This window comes from Paenibacillus sp. WLX1005, assembly GCF_046603685.1.
GTDB lineage: Bacteria > Bacillota > Bacilli > Paenibacillales > Paenibacillaceae > Saccharibacillus.
This window is the reverse complement of sequence record NZ_CP176756.1, coordinates 399,192-413,415: the sequence shown is the minus strand read 5'-3', so window position 1 is coordinate 413,415 and position 14,224 is coordinate 399,192. Positions and strand designations below refer to the sequence as shown.

The window sequence follows — 14,224 nt, the reverse complement described above, 5'->3', positions numbered from 1 at the left end:
GCATCCTTGATTAATGATTGAAATGATAGGAATATCTCCAATTATACGCCATTTTGCCAAATATATGCGTACAATCAAACAACTATTTTTAAATTATCATGTCCGCACTCGATTAATGCAGTACCTTATATATTATAGCAACAAGTCAATATAATCCATTTTATTCTTCCATTTTAATTTCACAAACGTATATTTGGCAAAATCAATTAAATTGTAAAATCAATACACTCATATTGCAATCAAATGTCCAGTCCAGATAAGCCGATTGCAATGATTGCTGTACGAACTGTGGATAGGTAATTTTCTGTTTAAAATATTCCAATTCTACTTTTCTTTTGGATATGCGTAATGATTGGAGAGATCTTGATAATCGTGATTTTTTCTCCAAATAAATAAGCAATCCTGTACGGATCACTAGTAACCTAGTCGGGTTGATCCATAAAGATTGCACTGTAAAGGGTCGTTTTTCAATTTTGTTTGTTAGTCTGGATATTTCGTTGTGTAGTTGCTCTCGTCCTTCATAACGTTCGTAGGATAAAGCCATCTGCCAATCTTTGAACAAAAAGGTTAAATGAGCTGTATTGTTTCGTTTTTGCCAATCGATAAAGACATGATCAATATCTTTGTGAAATATCTTTGCGATTCGTTTGGATAAAATCGGTGAAATAAATTGTTCCAGCAAAATAAACACATGCAAATACTGTTTATCTATATCATCCGGTATTCGCTGATCTTCAAAATCGATCAAACCGCTGAACATCAATGAAATTCCTGCTGAATGAACTGACATTTCGATAATATAGGGCTGTCTACCAAATTGGGATTGACAGAGTAGTCTACTTTTTTGAAATAAGATCTGATCTTCAAAAATGGTCGTTTCCATATGCTCACCCCTTTGCTGCTTTAACCATTGCTTTGTATTACACAAACCAGCTAATACAGACGCTGAATAATAAAATATTCTGTATATATGTAGAATATGCTAGTATAGGAACATCTGTTTCACGTTTCTATTTCAATTATATCGTCAGATCAAATGAGGAAGAAGGAATTGCTCTCTATGTCCAAACAAACGAACCGCTCTATGGTGACGGTCGGTCTGCTGGCAGCCCTGTTTATCGGCGCGCTGGATTCGACCGTTGTCAGTACGGCTTCCCCTCGCATTATCGATTCACTCGGCGGACTAAGCCTGATCAGCTGGATTTTCTCTGTATATACGCTGACGACCTGTATCGCTACTCCGATCTTCGGCAAGCTGGGCGATCTGTATGGGCGTCGGTTGGTATTTGCCATCGGATTGGGTCTATTCGTTCTCGGCTCAGTCTTGTGCGGATTCGCCGGTTCGATGACCGAGCTGATCTGGTTCCGCGCGCTACAAGGGATTGGTGCTGGTGCGCTGACACCTGTTACATTTACGATTGTTGGCGATCTATATCCGGGCAAGGAACGTGCCAAAGTGCAGGGCATTTTCTCCTCTGTCTGGTCAATTGCCGGTCTGTTCGGCCCGCTTGTTGGCGGTTATTTTGTCGATTATATTTCATGGCGCTGGATTTTCTTTATCAACTTGCCGGTCGGCATTATCGCCGTGCTGTTTATTTTCATCTATTATCATGAGTCGTTTGAGAAGCAGAATAAGTCGATTGATTATGCCGGGGCGATTACCTTTACAATCGGGATGACCTCCTTGTTGCTCGCGCTATTGACGGGTGGTGAGGAATACGCATGGAACTCGCCTGTCATTCTGATCATGTTCGCGATTACGGTCGTATTTCTCGGACTGTTTCTGTGGATTGAGAATCGTGCCGCAGAACCGATGCTGCCGTTGTCGCTATTCCGTAATCCGGTGCTGTCGATTCCGTATATTCTCGGCTTCACCACACGCTGGATGGTTATGGGTGTGACCGTCTATTGCGCGCTCTGGATGCAGGACGTATCTGGCTCCAGTGCGACCCTTGCTGGTCTGGCTATTATGCCGATGTCGATTGCATGGCCGATTGCCTCCACCCTTGCGGGACGCTGGATGTACCGAATTGGTGCCAAATGGCTAATTGTGTTCGGTTCGGTGCTGGTCGTTGCAGGTAGTCTGCTGGTCGCCCTCATGCAAGCAGGCTCTACGTATGGATGGATCGTCGGATCGCTGATTCTGATCGGCTTCGGCATGGGCTGTATCGTCACTCCATCCATGGTTACGATTCAAGGTGCTGTCGATTTCCGAATGCGTAGTGTAGCAACCTCCACCAATACGCTGATGAACTCGCTCGGGCAGACGGTCAGTGTTGCTGTGTTTGGTCTCGTATTCAACTCCATCGTAACAGCAGATACACCGTTACAGATTGCCAGCGGTATTCATGGTGTATTTGTACTCATGCTAGCAGTCGCTGCACTCAATCTGCTGGTCGCCTTGTTCCTGCCACCAAGCAGCAAGCTACTACACAATCATCAGTAATTGCGTTGGAATTCAAAAGAGACCGTACTTGTATAATCAAGTACGGTCTCTTTGCTGTTGACGTTTTCTCTATCCGCTTGGCATCTACAATCTGTCTATGCACAATCTGCCTATTCTACAAATGATCCGGCTCTACTGCTGTGTCTTGTTGTTTTGCGGGTTCTACAGGTTCTATCGTTGCTACAGGGCGACGACGGCTATACCAGTCAAAAAATCGTTCCGCGTCCGTCCGCTCCAACCGTCTCGTTTCAAAATCAGCCCTGCCTGCTGCAATGTACATCCGAATGTCGAGCAGATCACGGCGGCGCTGCATCCAGTTCCCACGCAGATAAAACGCTTCGATATGCTTCCACTGCACACAATGCGTATAGTGCGCGATATAGCGGTTGCTGACAATGACCCGCTGCCCATCTAACGTAGCGCCGGAATAACGATACCGATTGTAATCCAGCCAGAACAATAGCCCTGCCGGAATGATCATGCCAATCGCATACCATGACCAGAAATAAGAAAAGACAATGCCAGCTAACGCACACACTAGCAGACTGGGCCATACATACGCCAGCAGCGCACGCGACGGCGAATGATACTGCGGCTTGCTATATACAAAACCGGGAGTATGCGCATCCAGCAACATCTGCACGTCGTCGCGCCGAACAAACGGATGCAGCGTGGGCAGTTTGCCAGAATGATCTGACGAGATCACATGCAGATTGACCTGCGCATAACCGAACCAACGACGGATCGTGCTTTCTTTTACCGTTACTGCCTGTACATGCCGTGGATGGAACATAAATTGTCTGCGTTCCAGCAAGCCGTAGCGAATCGATAGTCGCTCTCCAACGCGATAGACGGAGAAGTCCGCGTATTTTACGATGAACATAATAAGCGATAATAGCCATGTGATGAGCAATCCGGCAACTACCGCCCAGACTAGCGTCTTGATGCCGCTCATATATCCACTGGCATCTATGAATAAGCGATCCAGCATGGACTGCGGAATCAGATCGTAGGCAAACGAATATACTCCGGCGATAACCGCCAGTCCTAACCCCAGATTCATCTCTGTCAAAGCAGCACGCAGTAGCTGCTTGGTCGTAAGGCGGTATAACAACTGTGGCTGCTGAAGTGCTGTTGCAGTAGTCGTTATCTCAGCAGCATCGCTATCGCTTATATTTGTTACGCTTGCGCTTGCCATCGTAGATGCAGTTGAATGGTCAGTAGAAAGCGATTCAATGACAGCAGTAGACTCGCTAGTATGACCTTCCCCTTTGGAACGTTCCGACTGCTCATTCAGTACCCGCTGCAAACGATCTGCTTCTGCCGTGGACAGCACTTCCAGCACGGCATCGCCGCCAGAGCTTCCACCCGGCGTCTCAATCTTCAATTGCACCACACCAAGCAGACGCTGAAGCAGAGGTTGTTCAATGCTGACCGAATGAATGCGCTCGTAATAGATCGCCTTTTCATTGCGTGTCCACAATCCGCTGCGAATGACAAAACGATCCGGTTCCTCGTGATACGTAAATTTGCGCCATGACGCCAGCTGATACAGATTCATACCAACAATGATCAGTGCCAATACTAGCAAAATATACATATACGAACGATTCACATCGTCACCACGAAACAAATTGATCAGCATCAACGCCAGTGGAAATGCCAGACTGCGTACACTTTTCAACACGGTAAATGCCAAATACAGCACATGCTGACGACGAGGTTCACTATTCATTCGTCCGTCCTCCTCGCCAGCTCACCGATACGCTGCTTCAGCTGCTCCGCTTCGTCCAGCTTCAGTCCGGCAATCACATGCGTCGTTGCCGCCGTCACGATCTCCACCGACGCCAAACCATACTGCCGCAAAATCGGTCCCGATTCCAGTTCTACATGCTGTACGCGAATCATCGGCACAATCATTTCGCTAATAAACAGCCATCCTCTATGAATATGCACTTCTTCATCCGACACGTGAAAAGCAAACTTCTCATACCGGAAGTAAGGCAAGACGAATGCGTTCAGCCCCATTCGCAGTACTACTACCAATATAGCAATGATCCAGATCCAGACCGGAACACGAAACCAGTCCAATAGCGTTGGCACACTCAATATAACTAGCACAGCCAGCAACCAGATACCGTTACTGATCAGCGCTGATTTGCGCTCTGCCAAGATCCAATCTGGATGAAGTTTGCGCATCACCTGCTGTTCCCGAGCGAGTGACATGTGATCTTCCCCCTTATGTACCGTGCAATCGTCAGGATCGTTGCAGTGCGATCCATTGCACGAAAATCATTTCATTTGTCCTACCATTTGCCATGCCAACTGCTTGGCGACCATGATGTGCCCTTTGTATGTGTAAATGGGCGAGTTCTTTCTTTAGTATATACTGCTGTCTGATCACATGGTTTCAGAATCGTAACTGTTTCATTCCGGCATGGCAAAACGAATCGCATACAACGCAACGCGGCAGAATCAACTTTACCTGTCTTCCAGCAGATGCTACCTACAACAAAAATACACACAGCAAAAAGCCTTTTGCCATTCTATGCGCAAATCGCACATATCGAATAGCAAAAAGCAGCTGCATCGCAATAACAATCTTATGATGAATTAACGTTTGTTAAAGCCTTTTTCCTCCAAAAATCCTTTGAGCTGCATGCGTGAAGGAGTGGTGACCTTCTGCGCCATCAGCTTGGACCACGGTTCGGTTTTGGCACCGCCTGTACGCTCGCTCAAATAGTTGACCATCTGCTCATCATATTGTTTCACTGCTTCCAGCGTTGTCTCCGCTTGATAGGACTCATGATGCAGAACAGCTTTGAGCGGTAAACGTGGACGAATCCCCGGCTCTTGGTTCGGATAGCCGATACACATGCCATAGATCGGATATACCAGCTCTGGCAAGCCGAGCAGCTCGGATACTTCTTCAATCTGTGTGCGAATCCCGCCGATATACACTACACCTAGACCGAGCGACTCTGCGGCTACTGCGGCATTTTGCGCTGCCAGTGTAACATCTGCTGTCGCTACGATAAAGTTCTCGACTGCATCAGCATATGATTCCTGCTCTGGCAAATGTTCTTGTACCGCATGTTCCAGACGATACAGATCGGCACACCAGACGAGAAATACCGGGCATTCGTCGATATAGCGCTGATTTCCCGCAAGCTCTGCCAGCTTGGACTTACGTGCTGGATCGCGAACAGCAATCACGCTGTATGCTTGCACATTGCTGGAACTGGATGCCATCTGTCCGGCAGCTACAATCGCCTCTAGCTGCTCATCTGTCACAGGATCTGGTTTGTAGCTACGGATGGATCGGTGGTTCATCAGTAAATTAATCGTTTCGTTCATATCTATATACACTCCTGTCTGCTAATTATTCATAAGTATCTTACCTTTATAGTATGATCTTCAAACAGACAGTGTGCAAGTTGCGCTATTTGGCGCATGTAGACTTTCTCCATACGGCTACACTCCATAATGCTACTTCATACTGTTTGCAGCTTACCGGATTAATCACTAGATGATGTATGATGCCATACTGTACGTGTCGGGCGTCTGTTTTGGTTTCGTTCTCTTTTATAGCTTCATCCGTTGCAGACGCAGTGCGTTCAATACGACGGAAACAGAACTGAATGCCATCGCTGCACCTGCTAGCCACGGTGCCAGCAGACCGATAGCAGCAATCGGAATGCCGATCACATTGTACGCAAGCGCCCAGAACAGATTTTGCCGGATATTGCGAATGATACGACGGCTGACCAGAATCGCATCGGCGATGCCGTTCAGATCGCCGCGCATCAAAGTTACATCGGCGGCTTCCATCGCTACATCTGTACCGGTGCCGATTGCCATGCCGGTATGCGCCGTAGCCAGAGCAGGTGCATCGTTGATTCCGTCGCCCACCATCGCTACGATTTTGCCTGCATCCTGCAATCGTTTGATCTCCGCAGCTTTGCCTTCCGGCAGTACGCCTGCCAGTACGATATCCACGCCCGTCTGTTCTCCAATCGCACGCGCAGTACGTTCGTTATCGCCTGTAATCATGATCACTTCCAACCCTAGCTCATGCAGTCGCGCAATCGCAGCACGCGATGTATCCTTAACCGTATCAGCAACAGCAATCCAGCCGGCGTACTGCTCATCCATTGCAGTCAGCATCACCGTCTTGCCCTGCTGCTCTAGCGCCGAGATGGTATCTTCTACCTGTGCGGTATCTATACCAATTTCGCGCAGCAGCAGTCGTGTACCGACAACAATCGTATGTCCATTCTGCACAGCTACGATACCCTTGCCAGGTATATTTTCAAACGACTGTACCGATTCGGTTACAATTCCCTGCTTCTTCAATCCGCTCACAATCGCACGCGCCAGCGGATGCTCGGATGCACTCTCGGCAGCAGCGATAAGCGTCATCCATTGCCATTCATCCATCGTATCAATCTCTGCATGCCAATCCGTTAGCACCGGCTCGCCGCGGGTGATCGTGCCTGTTTTGTCGAGTACGACCGTGTCTACTGTATGGGCGGCTTCCAGATGCTCGCCGCCTTTGAATAGAATGCCGTATTCGGCAGCACGACCGGAGCCCGCCATAATAGAAGTTGGTGTCGCCAGCCCAAGCGCACACGGGCAAGCGATAACGAGTACGGCAATTGCTTTTTCCAAAGCACTGCTAAAATTACCCGGCTCCACGCCGAAATACCAGATACCGAAGGTGAGCAGTGCAATGCCGACAACAACCGGTACGAAGATACCGGAAATGACGTCTGCCATCCGCTGAATCGGCGCTTTGGACACCTGCGCTTCTTCGACGACACGGATAATCTGTGCCAGTGCGGTATCTCGCCCGATCTTTTCTGCTCGGAATTTCAATCGTCCGTTACGATTAATCGTCGCCCCGATGACGGTATCACCGATGGCTTTGTCGACTGGCAGACTTTCGCCTGTTAGCATCGATTCATCCACCGAGGATACACCGTCAACGACTTGTCCATCTACTGGAATCTTCTCGCCCGGTTTGACGATAATGATATCGCCGATCACGACATCTTCGGCAGCAATCTGTATCTCCTGTCCGTCCCGTTCTACCAATGCAGTCTGCACACGCAGATTCATCAGGCTACGGATCGCTTCAGACGAACGTCCTTTGGCGCGATGTTCAAACCATTTGCCTAACAAAATCAACGTGATCAGAATCGAACTGACTTCAAAATACAGCTGTACTTCCGCACCCGGCACAATGAGCGCCCGAATCATCAGAAACAGACTGTAAAAATAAGCCGCTGACGTACCCAGTGCCACCAGCACGTCCATATTGGCACTGCCGCTACGCAGCGCCTTGTAAGCACCTACGTAAAACTGACGCCCAATCACAAACTGCACAGGTGTCGCCAAAATCAACTGAAACCACGGATTCATCAAAATAGGCGGCATATACAGCCACGAGGTTATACTAAAATGCGCAACCATTGCCCACAGCAGCGGGAACGACAATACCGCCGAAGCAATCAGCTTCCACTTGCGCTGCTCTTCCTCTTGTTGACGGCGATTGCGGATCCCTTCCTCCTGCTTCGGTGAAGCTTTGTAGCCAAGCTTTTCCACCCGGCGCATAATGTCTTCGCCGTCCAGCGTACTTGGATTGTAGACGACGCGTGCCGTTTCTAGTGCCAGATTCACATTGACGTTATCCACGCCATCCAACCGGGACAGCCCTTTTTCGATACGGGTCGCACAGGCGGCGCAGGTCATACCGGTAATATCGTAATCTACCGTTTCCTTGAGCGTCTGATAACCGAGCTGCTGAATTTTGCGTTCTACATCGCTAGCACTCGTTTTGCCAGGCTCATACGTAATTGCCGCGCGCTCCAATGCCAGATTCACATTGGCTTCGGTCACACCATCCATGCGGCGCAGCCCTTTTTCAATCCGGGTTGCGCAGGCGGCGCAGGTCATACCACCGATCTGCACTTGCAGTTGTTTGGCGGAAGAGGAGCCGTCGGTATGGGACGTCGGCAATGGGGTTGAAGATGGCTCGGTGGATGATTTCTCAAGTGGCGTGTTCATAGGAAGTACCTCCTTTGCAAAGAATAGGTCAGATTCAATCATGAGTTACATACTATATTGTCAGTTCCATTTTCATTATCGAATACCCAGTGGGGGTATATTTCAGTCAAAAGAGAACTGCCGACGGATGTTCCATCTGGATGTATCCATTCGGCAGAGCATTTCACTTCGTATCCCATCAACATGAAGCATACGCAGATGTTGAGTGCGTATGACATGCAACTCTGTTGCTCACTCTAGGATGACTGTGAACGAGAAGCAGCTAATTTCTGTTGTAAAAGCACAGCTAACTCCTTATACTGTTCTCCTTCATCACGTTGAAGTAGAGTCGCCTCATCCATTGCTAACCAATAATCGCCATCCAGCAATTCGTACATCGTATGCAGTGTGATCCAGGCACATTGTGGGTTACGGGCGATGATCAGCATCGGTGCTGGACTATCATCCCAGTTGTACTGCTCTGCGGCTGCATGCAGCACGACATCATCATTCAGCAGAGCGGCAGCTTGGCAGGCGGCAGATACCGATTCCTGATACACTACGGTATCAACGGTTGCCTGCTCTTGCTCTGTCAGTTCCAACCGTACTGCTCCTGTCGTATTGGATAAAAGACGGGTAGCTTGCAGATCATGTCTGGTTCTCGCTTCTTGCCATGCGGAATGAAGAACCCCAGCCGGATGATCCAGCTTCGCACCTGCCTGCAATAACAATGGAATCAGATCGTATTGCTTGAACTTCACCGCTTTGATCAGCGCCGTATCGCCCAGCTTATCGGATACTTCCAATGCTGGTTGTTGCTGTAGCAATAGGGATACTAGTTCTGCCGGGCGACGATTCGTAATCATCAACATTAGCGGTGTACGTCCACGTTCGTCTGGCTGATTGATGTCCAGTTGCTCCACAGCGATACGTAATTGATCCGCATCCGCCGTTTTGCTGATCGTTGCCCAATTCAATGCTGTCAAATCAAGCCCCTGCGGAAACGACGTCGTAGCCTTGATCTTCAATCGCTTCGGTCAGCTTCACGACATCGACCTGATTCTCATCGTATTCAATATCGACTGATTTGCCTTCCAGATTGACTTTCCCAGTTGCGCCGATCTCTGCGAGTGCGCCTTCGACCGCTTTGACGCAATGCTGGCAGGACATACCTTCTACTTCTAATGTTACTTGTGCCATTGTAATTCCTCCTCTTTCGTTGGGTTTGATCATTCAAATAACATCTTGTATATGCTTACCATAAATGTACCGATGAACACTAGCTCTCCTACAGAGTTGAATCATCGAACATTCCATAGTCGAGCAATGCTTCTTACTTCTGGCTTTATTTCAACAGCTTGTTGATCGTGATCAGCAGTTCGTCGATCACTTCGTTCTCGCCCGCTTCGATCCGTTCGATGACACAGCTCTTCATATGACCTTCGAGCAGCAATCTGCCAACCGAATTAAGTGCAGACTGGGCAGCAGCGATCTGATTCAGCACATCATCGCAATATGTGTCCTTCTCAATCATGCCTTTGATGCCACGAATCTGTCCCTCTACCCGGTTCAGACGGCGAACGAGATTCGTCTTCATCTCATCCGAATGATGGCTGCGACGTCCATGATGACTGCCGGTAGCACAGGCTTCCCCCTGTTCCGCAATGTCGAGCAATGTTTCTTCGTGCGAAGCGCCTGTCTTCTCCATTCCATGTCCCCCTCTGCCATCACATCAGTAGACTGTATGTTTCCTACTCGCACTGATGCGGATGTTGATTATATTTCCATCTTAACATACCCCCATGGGGTATTCAAGATGATCTGATTCTTTTCGTATTGTTTTTGCAAACTACGAGAAATAGCTATCTGACGATACAGTGATCATATGCTTTGCATATTGTATTTAGTGTACCACTCAAAAAATTACATAAAAAGGTAATTTCAACGGGATTGTTGCTCTCATTATGGTAAACTTAGATCATTCCCTATTCAGTTCATTCCAACTATCTATTTGTATTAAGAATCTGCTGCATCCGATACCGGCGCTTTGGCATTCTTCTTCTCATCGTCCGATGGCGCGTCTTGTGATCTGTTTGTATCTGCTTTGTTGTCCTCTTCTTGTTGAGAAGGATGCTCCTGCTCCGACGCTGAAGACGAATCGTCCGGCATATTCCCAAGCGCTTGCGAATATGACTCCTCTTGCGACGCATCGTCTGTCTGATGATCGCCGCTCAACATGACGTCCAATTCTCTCTGCTCCGCTTCAGTCAAAGGTTCTGCGGGCACGGATTCCAAATCGTTCGGATCAGCAGGCGATTTCATAGACGTACTACCCGCTTTCCCTTCTGGCTGTAAATGCTTCATTACCCGTTCTAGCAGCTGTGGTGGATCGACCGGCTTGGTCAGGAAGTCGATGGCTCCGCGGCGAATGCCTTTGACTACAATCTCAGAACGCGAGTCACCTGACAGCAGCAGTACCGGTACATCTCGTGTCGCCGGTTTGCTTTTTAATTCTTCTAATACTTGCAATCCGTTCATGCCCGGCAAATTAATATCCAGAATAATCAGATCATACGCTGTAATACGGGAAGGAATACGCAAAAAGTCGACCGCATCCTCAAATGAATCCACCAATACATTCTCATCTTCTAGCAAATGTTTCACCAGCATGACAAATGGGTTGCTATCATCGATAATTACTATTTTTTTCACGATTATTCTCACATCCTTTTTTATAATCAAAGGGAGGAACCCCACGTGTCCAAAGCAGAACGATACCGGCAGATTATGGAGCAGACACGCATCCGCTTCCTCCATGATGCCAGCATCAAAATGCAAGAGCTAGATGCCAGCTTCGCCACATACCGCCAGACCAACGATCCGTCTGAATCTACCGCCCGCGAACTCGCCATGCTGGTGCACCGCCATGTGCATGCCATCAAGGGATTGGCGTTAACGCTGTCCTTTGTCGAGATTGATCACATCTGTGCTGTGATGACTGATTACATTTTAAACGATTCAGACAAAATATGGCAGTCTCCTGATATTCACTGGCTAGAGCAGCAAACGAATGAGCTGAAACGACTGCTGGATCAAGCTGCCCAACCCGAATAAGGTATCGTATAAGGTGTGTACTCTGTCGCCGTATTCATAGGTATACGTGTAGTGGTTGGATTCAAGCATAGTAGTCTTGCATACGGTATTCTCCTATTTCAGCGTTGCCCTGCCCTTTGCAATACTTTGCCGTGATGTCTTGGTCTTGCTGCCGTTTCCTGATACAATGGATCAGGTTAACGGAGCGAAACTACGGAGAAAGGGGCATTTTTCGTTGGCACAGCTATTTTTTAAGTACGGCGCCATGAACAGCGGCAAATCGATTGAAATTCTCAAAGTTGCCCATAATTATGAAGAACAGAACAAACATGTCCTTATCTTCACTTCTGCGCTGGATACGCGGGATGAAATGGGTTATGTATCGTCACGCATTGGGGTACGGCGGCAGGCTATTGCGATTCACGAAGATACGGATATTTACCATATCGTACAAAATTACCAGCCCAAGCCATCGTGCGTGTTAATTGATGAATGCCAGTTTCTAAAAAAGGACGTTGTCCTGCAACTGGTCGATATTGTAGATAAGTTGAATATTCCGGTGATGGGCTTCGGTCTCAAAAACGATTTTCAAAACCATCTGTTTGAAGGCAGCCAATATATGTTGCTCTATGCGGACAAAATTGAGGAAATGAAGACGATCTGCTGGTTCTGCGAGCGCAAAGCGACGATGAATATGCGCATGCGCGACGGACATCCCGTCTATACGGGCGAGCAGATTCAGATTGGTGGTAATGAGAGTTATTACCCGGTTTGTCGCAAATGCTACAACAATCCACCCATTTCCTGAAGAATCTCTTGTCAACATAAACCAAACCCCGTGGTCATCTACTGTATCAATGCAACATTGATTTAAAAAGCGAGCTGTACTAATTCTTAACGTTTCATTTCTTTGCATTTTGGTGTATCATAAGATTATAAAGAAAGCCCACAGTGCGTGAACACTGTAGGCTGGAATGCAAGGTCGGCGGAAACGTCGGCGATCGCTTATAACATCAGAATATTACAAGATAACCGCCGGGTCAGGTTCCTCAACCTCTATGACCGGCGGTTTTTCTTGTTTTTGCGGCGTACAACTGGTACAACTCTGGATGGGCTACTAGGTATATTCTAAATACCATATGGCACATGCAGATACATGTATAGAATGGTTTAGTTCACACGTTCTATTTTTGGTTCTTCTTGTGGTGGTTTGGTTTCGAGCTCAAATTCCTTGCGTGTTTTGACATCTACGATATTGAGGTTAATCTCCACGACTTCCAAACCGGTCATCCGGTTGATCGCTTCGGATACTTTTTTGATCAGTTCATTGAAGATAGCGGGGATACTTTTGCCGTATTCGACAACAGCGACCAGATCAAGGGCGACCTGCTTTTCACCAACTTCGACATCTACGCCGCGAATGACATGTTCCGCATTGCTAAAACGACCTGCCAGATTGCTGAAAAATCCACCTTCCAGCGACAGTACGCCCGGTACTTCGTTAGCTGCCAGAGCAGCGATCTTCTGTACCACCTGGTCTTCAAAGGTAAGTGAGTTTTTGCGAGCTTGCAATGATGCTTCCTGTGTTGGTTCCAGTCTGGTTTCTGCCATGTTCAGTCATCCTTTCACGATTGCAAATTGTAATTCATTCCCATCACGACGGTGCAGCAATTAGCTATACGCTTGTTCAGCGCAGTCATACATCTATTGTATAAAGGATGGATCACTCATCTGCGACGAGCTGTATCCTTCCCCAATACCGATCTTGTTGTTCCTTACTCTCTATTCAGGGCTACCGGGTAAAAAACTGAATCCAGCGCCGTACATCCAGTGCGCCATCCTGCCATTTGCCGATCAGAAACCCGACGACCATGCAGGCGATGATCAGCAGAGTGTATTTGAACCCGATGGTGATCCACAAAATGCCAATCAACAAACCAAGCAGTGTCCACAAAATCCGTCTTCGATAAGGCATCAACTGTTCCAGCAATTCCAATGGATTCCCTCCTTATATGACACGCGGCACCTGTTTATTTTTCTTCTCTTCCTGTCTTTCGTTAATGAGCACTTCCACCTGAACCTTCTCAATCTGTAACAGCTGCTGAAGCTGCTGCTCGACATACAGCTGCAATTCGCGTGACGCATCCACCAGTCTCGCTGTTGGTATGACGCCGCCGCTAATACGCGCATATACCGCCTGATTGCGGCTGTTCAGTCTGGTGCTAATCTGCGGTTGTTTTAGCAGATTCTTCTCCTGTACTGCATAGAAAATGGTCTGTTCGATCATCGCCTGCGACAGACGGATAGAGCCGACAGGAGTCGTAATATACAACGCTCTTGTTTTCGGACGCGCCAGCAAGCTAACTAGAACCATCAGCGTGCATACAACAAACACAATCAGCGACAAAATGACGAGCGATTGCAGGGCCCACGGTTGCCGTGACAAGTATGTAACAACCACTTCTGTTACACGTCCCAGCGGATACGTAATCGCAATCAGCACCGCCGTAACGACCATGCCCGCCAATCCGATCAGGAAAATAATCAAGCGTGTCAGCCTGTTCATGCCATCTCTCCCTCTGTTGTTCGTTTTCATGTCTTACATGCCGTCTGCCCTATACTTGCACCTGATGGAAC

Annotated in this window: 15 protein-coding genes; 3 read left to right on the top strand and 12 right to left on the bottom strand. The window is 47.9% G+C overall.

Annotation, left to right across the window (positions count from 1 at the left end):
* Positions 1-202: 202 nt before the first annotated feature.
* The gene (locus ACE3MZ_RS01725) at positions 203-883 is read right to left on the bottom strand and encodes a hypothetical protein (RefSeq protein ID WP_411344837.1); all 681 of its coding nucleotides are present in this window, start codon (positions 881-883) and stop codon (positions 203-205) included.
* 177 nt (positions 884-1,060) lie between these two features.
* Here ACE3MZ_RS01725 and ACE3MZ_RS01720 point away from each other — a divergent pair, with 177 nt between their 5' ends.
* The gene (locus ACE3MZ_RS01720; RefSeq protein ID WP_411344836.1) at positions 1,061-2,446 is read left to right on the top strand and encodes an MDR family MFS transporter; all 1,386 of its coding nucleotides are present in this window, start codon (positions 1,061-1,063) and stop codon (positions 2,444-2,446) included.
* A 115-nt stretch (positions 2,447-2,561) separates the two neighbouring features.
* On the opposite strand, the gene ACE3MZ_RS01715 is transcribed toward ACE3MZ_RS01720, so the two are convergent.
* The 8 genes from ACE3MZ_RS01715 to ACE3MZ_RS01680 form a co-directional block, all read right to left on the bottom strand.
* Positions 2,562-4,181, bottom strand: coding sequence for a PH domain-containing protein (locus ACE3MZ_RS01715; protein ID WP_411344835.1), 1,620 nt, complete (start codon positions 4,179-4,181; stop codon positions 2,562-2,564).
* Positions 4,178-4,672 (bottom strand): PH domain-containing protein, encoded by a 495-nt coding sequence (locus ACE3MZ_RS01710; RefSeq protein ID WP_411344834.1) that lies wholly within the window; start codon positions 4,670-4,672, stop codon positions 4,178-4,180. The genes ACE3MZ_RS01715 and ACE3MZ_RS01710 overlap by 4 nt, the downstream gene beginning before the upstream one ends.
* Before the next feature lie 387 nt (positions 4,673-5,059).
* The gene (nfsA, locus tag ACE3MZ_RS01705; protein WP_411344833.1) at positions 5,060-5,803 is read right to left on the bottom strand and encodes an oxygen-insensitive NADPH nitroreductase; all 744 of its coding nucleotides are present in this window, start codon (positions 5,801-5,803) and stop codon (positions 5,060-5,062) included.
* Between the two features lie 228 nt (positions 5,804-6,031).
* Positions 6,032-8,515 carry a heavy metal translocating P-type ATPase gene (locus tag ACE3MZ_RS01700; RefSeq protein ID WP_411344832.1) on the bottom strand — a complete coding sequence of 828 codons (2,484 nt, stop codon included), beginning with the start codon at positions 8,513-8,515 and terminating at the stop codon, positions 6,032-6,034.
* 236 nt (positions 8,516-8,751) lie between these two features.
* Positions 8,752-9,480: a DUF4274 domain-containing protein gene (locus ACE3MZ_RS01695; protein WP_411344831.1), complete on the bottom strand. Its 729-nt coding sequence runs from the start codon at positions 9,478-9,480 to the stop codon at positions 8,752-8,754.
* Between the two features lies 1 nt (position 9,481).
* Positions 9,482-9,694, bottom strand: a complete 213-nt coding sequence (locus tag ACE3MZ_RS01690) for a copper ion binding protein (RefSeq protein WP_411344830.1) — start codon at positions 9,692-9,694, stop codon at positions 9,482-9,484.
* 145 nt (positions 9,695-9,839) lie between these two features.
* Positions 9,840-10,202: a metal-sensitive transcriptional regulator gene (locus ACE3MZ_RS01685; protein WP_411344829.1), complete on the bottom strand. Its 363-nt coding sequence runs from the start codon at positions 10,200-10,202 to the stop codon at positions 9,840-9,842.
* A 308-nt stretch (positions 10,203-10,510) separates the two neighbouring features.
* Complete coding sequence (locus tag ACE3MZ_RS01680; protein WP_411344828.1) at positions 10,511-11,206, bottom strand: response regulator; 696 nt, start codon at positions 11,204-11,206, stop codon at positions 10,511-10,513.
* Positions 11,207-11,251: 45 nt separating this feature from the next.
* Here ACE3MZ_RS01680 and ACE3MZ_RS01675 point away from each other — a divergent pair, with 45 nt between their 5' ends.
* Together ACE3MZ_RS01675 and ACE3MZ_RS01670 are read left to right on the top strand one after the other, a co-directional pair.
* On the top strand, positions 11,252-11,608 hold the full coding sequence (locus ACE3MZ_RS01675) for an Hpt domain-containing protein (protein WP_411344827.1): 357 nt from the start codon (positions 11,252-11,254) through the stop codon (positions 11,606-11,608).
* A gap of 214 nt (positions 11,609-11,822) precedes the next feature.
* Positions 11,823-12,395 carry a thymidine kinase gene (locus ACE3MZ_RS01670; RefSeq protein ID WP_411344826.1) on the top strand — a complete coding sequence of 191 codons (573 nt, stop codon included), beginning with the start codon at positions 11,823-11,825 and terminating at the stop codon, positions 12,393-12,395.
* A 362-nt stretch (positions 12,396-12,757) separates the two neighbouring features.
* Here ACE3MZ_RS01670 and ACE3MZ_RS01665 read toward each other — a convergent pair whose 3' ends face one another.
* The 3 genes from ACE3MZ_RS01665 to amaP form a co-directional block, all read right to left on the bottom strand.
* Positions 12,758-13,198 carry an Asp23/Gls24 family envelope stress response protein gene (locus ACE3MZ_RS01665; protein ID WP_411344825.1) on the bottom strand — a complete coding sequence of 147 codons (441 nt, stop codon included), beginning with the start codon at positions 13,196-13,198 and terminating at the stop codon, positions 12,758-12,760.
* Between the two features lie 181 nt (positions 13,199-13,379).
* A complete protein-coding gene (locus tag ACE3MZ_RS01660) occupies positions 13,380-13,583 on the bottom strand; it encodes a DUF2273 domain-containing protein (RefSeq protein ID WP_411344824.1) in 204 nt (67 codons plus the stop codon).
* 12 nt (positions 13,584-13,595) lie between these two features.
* Positions 13,596-14,153 carry an alkaline shock response membrane anchor protein AmaP gene (amaP, locus tag ACE3MZ_RS01655; RefSeq protein WP_411344823.1) on the bottom strand — a complete coding sequence of 186 codons (558 nt, stop codon included), beginning with the start codon at positions 14,151-14,153 and terminating at the stop codon, positions 13,596-13,598.
* Between the last annotated feature and the right edge of the window lie 71 nt (positions 14,154-14,224).

Bases quoted from the DNA above. Each gene is read 5' to 3' on its own strand.
- ACE3MZ_RS01725 (WP_411344837.1), bottom strand. From the start codon at position 883: ATGGAAACGACCATTTTTGAAGATCAGATCTTATTTCAAAAAAGTAGA.
- ACE3MZ_RS01720 (WP_411344836.1), top strand. From the start codon at position 1,061: ATGTCCAAACAAACGAACCGCTCTATGGTGACGGTCGGTCTGCTGGCA.
- ACE3MZ_RS01715 (WP_411344835.1), bottom strand. From the start codon at position 4,181: ATGAATAGTGAACCTCGTCGTCAGCATGTGCTGTATTTGGCATTTACC.
- ACE3MZ_RS01710 (WP_411344834.1), bottom strand. From the start codon at position 4,672: ATGTCACTCGCTCGGGAACAGCAGGTGATGCGCAAACTTCATCCAGAT.
- nfsA (WP_411344833.1), bottom strand. From the start codon at position 5,803: ATGAACGAAACGATTAATTTACTGATGAACCACCGATCCATCCGTAGC.
- ACE3MZ_RS01700 (WP_411344832.1), bottom strand. From the start codon at position 8,515: ATGAACACGCCACTTGAGAAATCATCCACCGAGCCATCTTCAACCCCA.
- ACE3MZ_RS01690 (WP_411344830.1), bottom strand. From the start codon at position 9,694: ATGGCACAAGTAACATTAGAAGTAGAAGGTATGTCCTGCCAGCATTGC.
- ACE3MZ_RS01685 (WP_411344829.1), bottom strand. From the start codon at position 10,202: ATGGAGAAGACAGGCGCTTCGCACGAAGAAACATTGCTCGACATTGCG.
- ACE3MZ_RS01665 (WP_411344825.1), bottom strand. From the start codon at position 13,198: ATGGCAGAAACCAGACTGGAACCAACACAGGAAGCATCATTGCAAGCT.
- amaP (WP_411344823.1), bottom strand. From the start codon at position 14,153: ATGAACAGGCTGACACGCTTGATTATTTTCCTGATCGGATTGGCGGGC.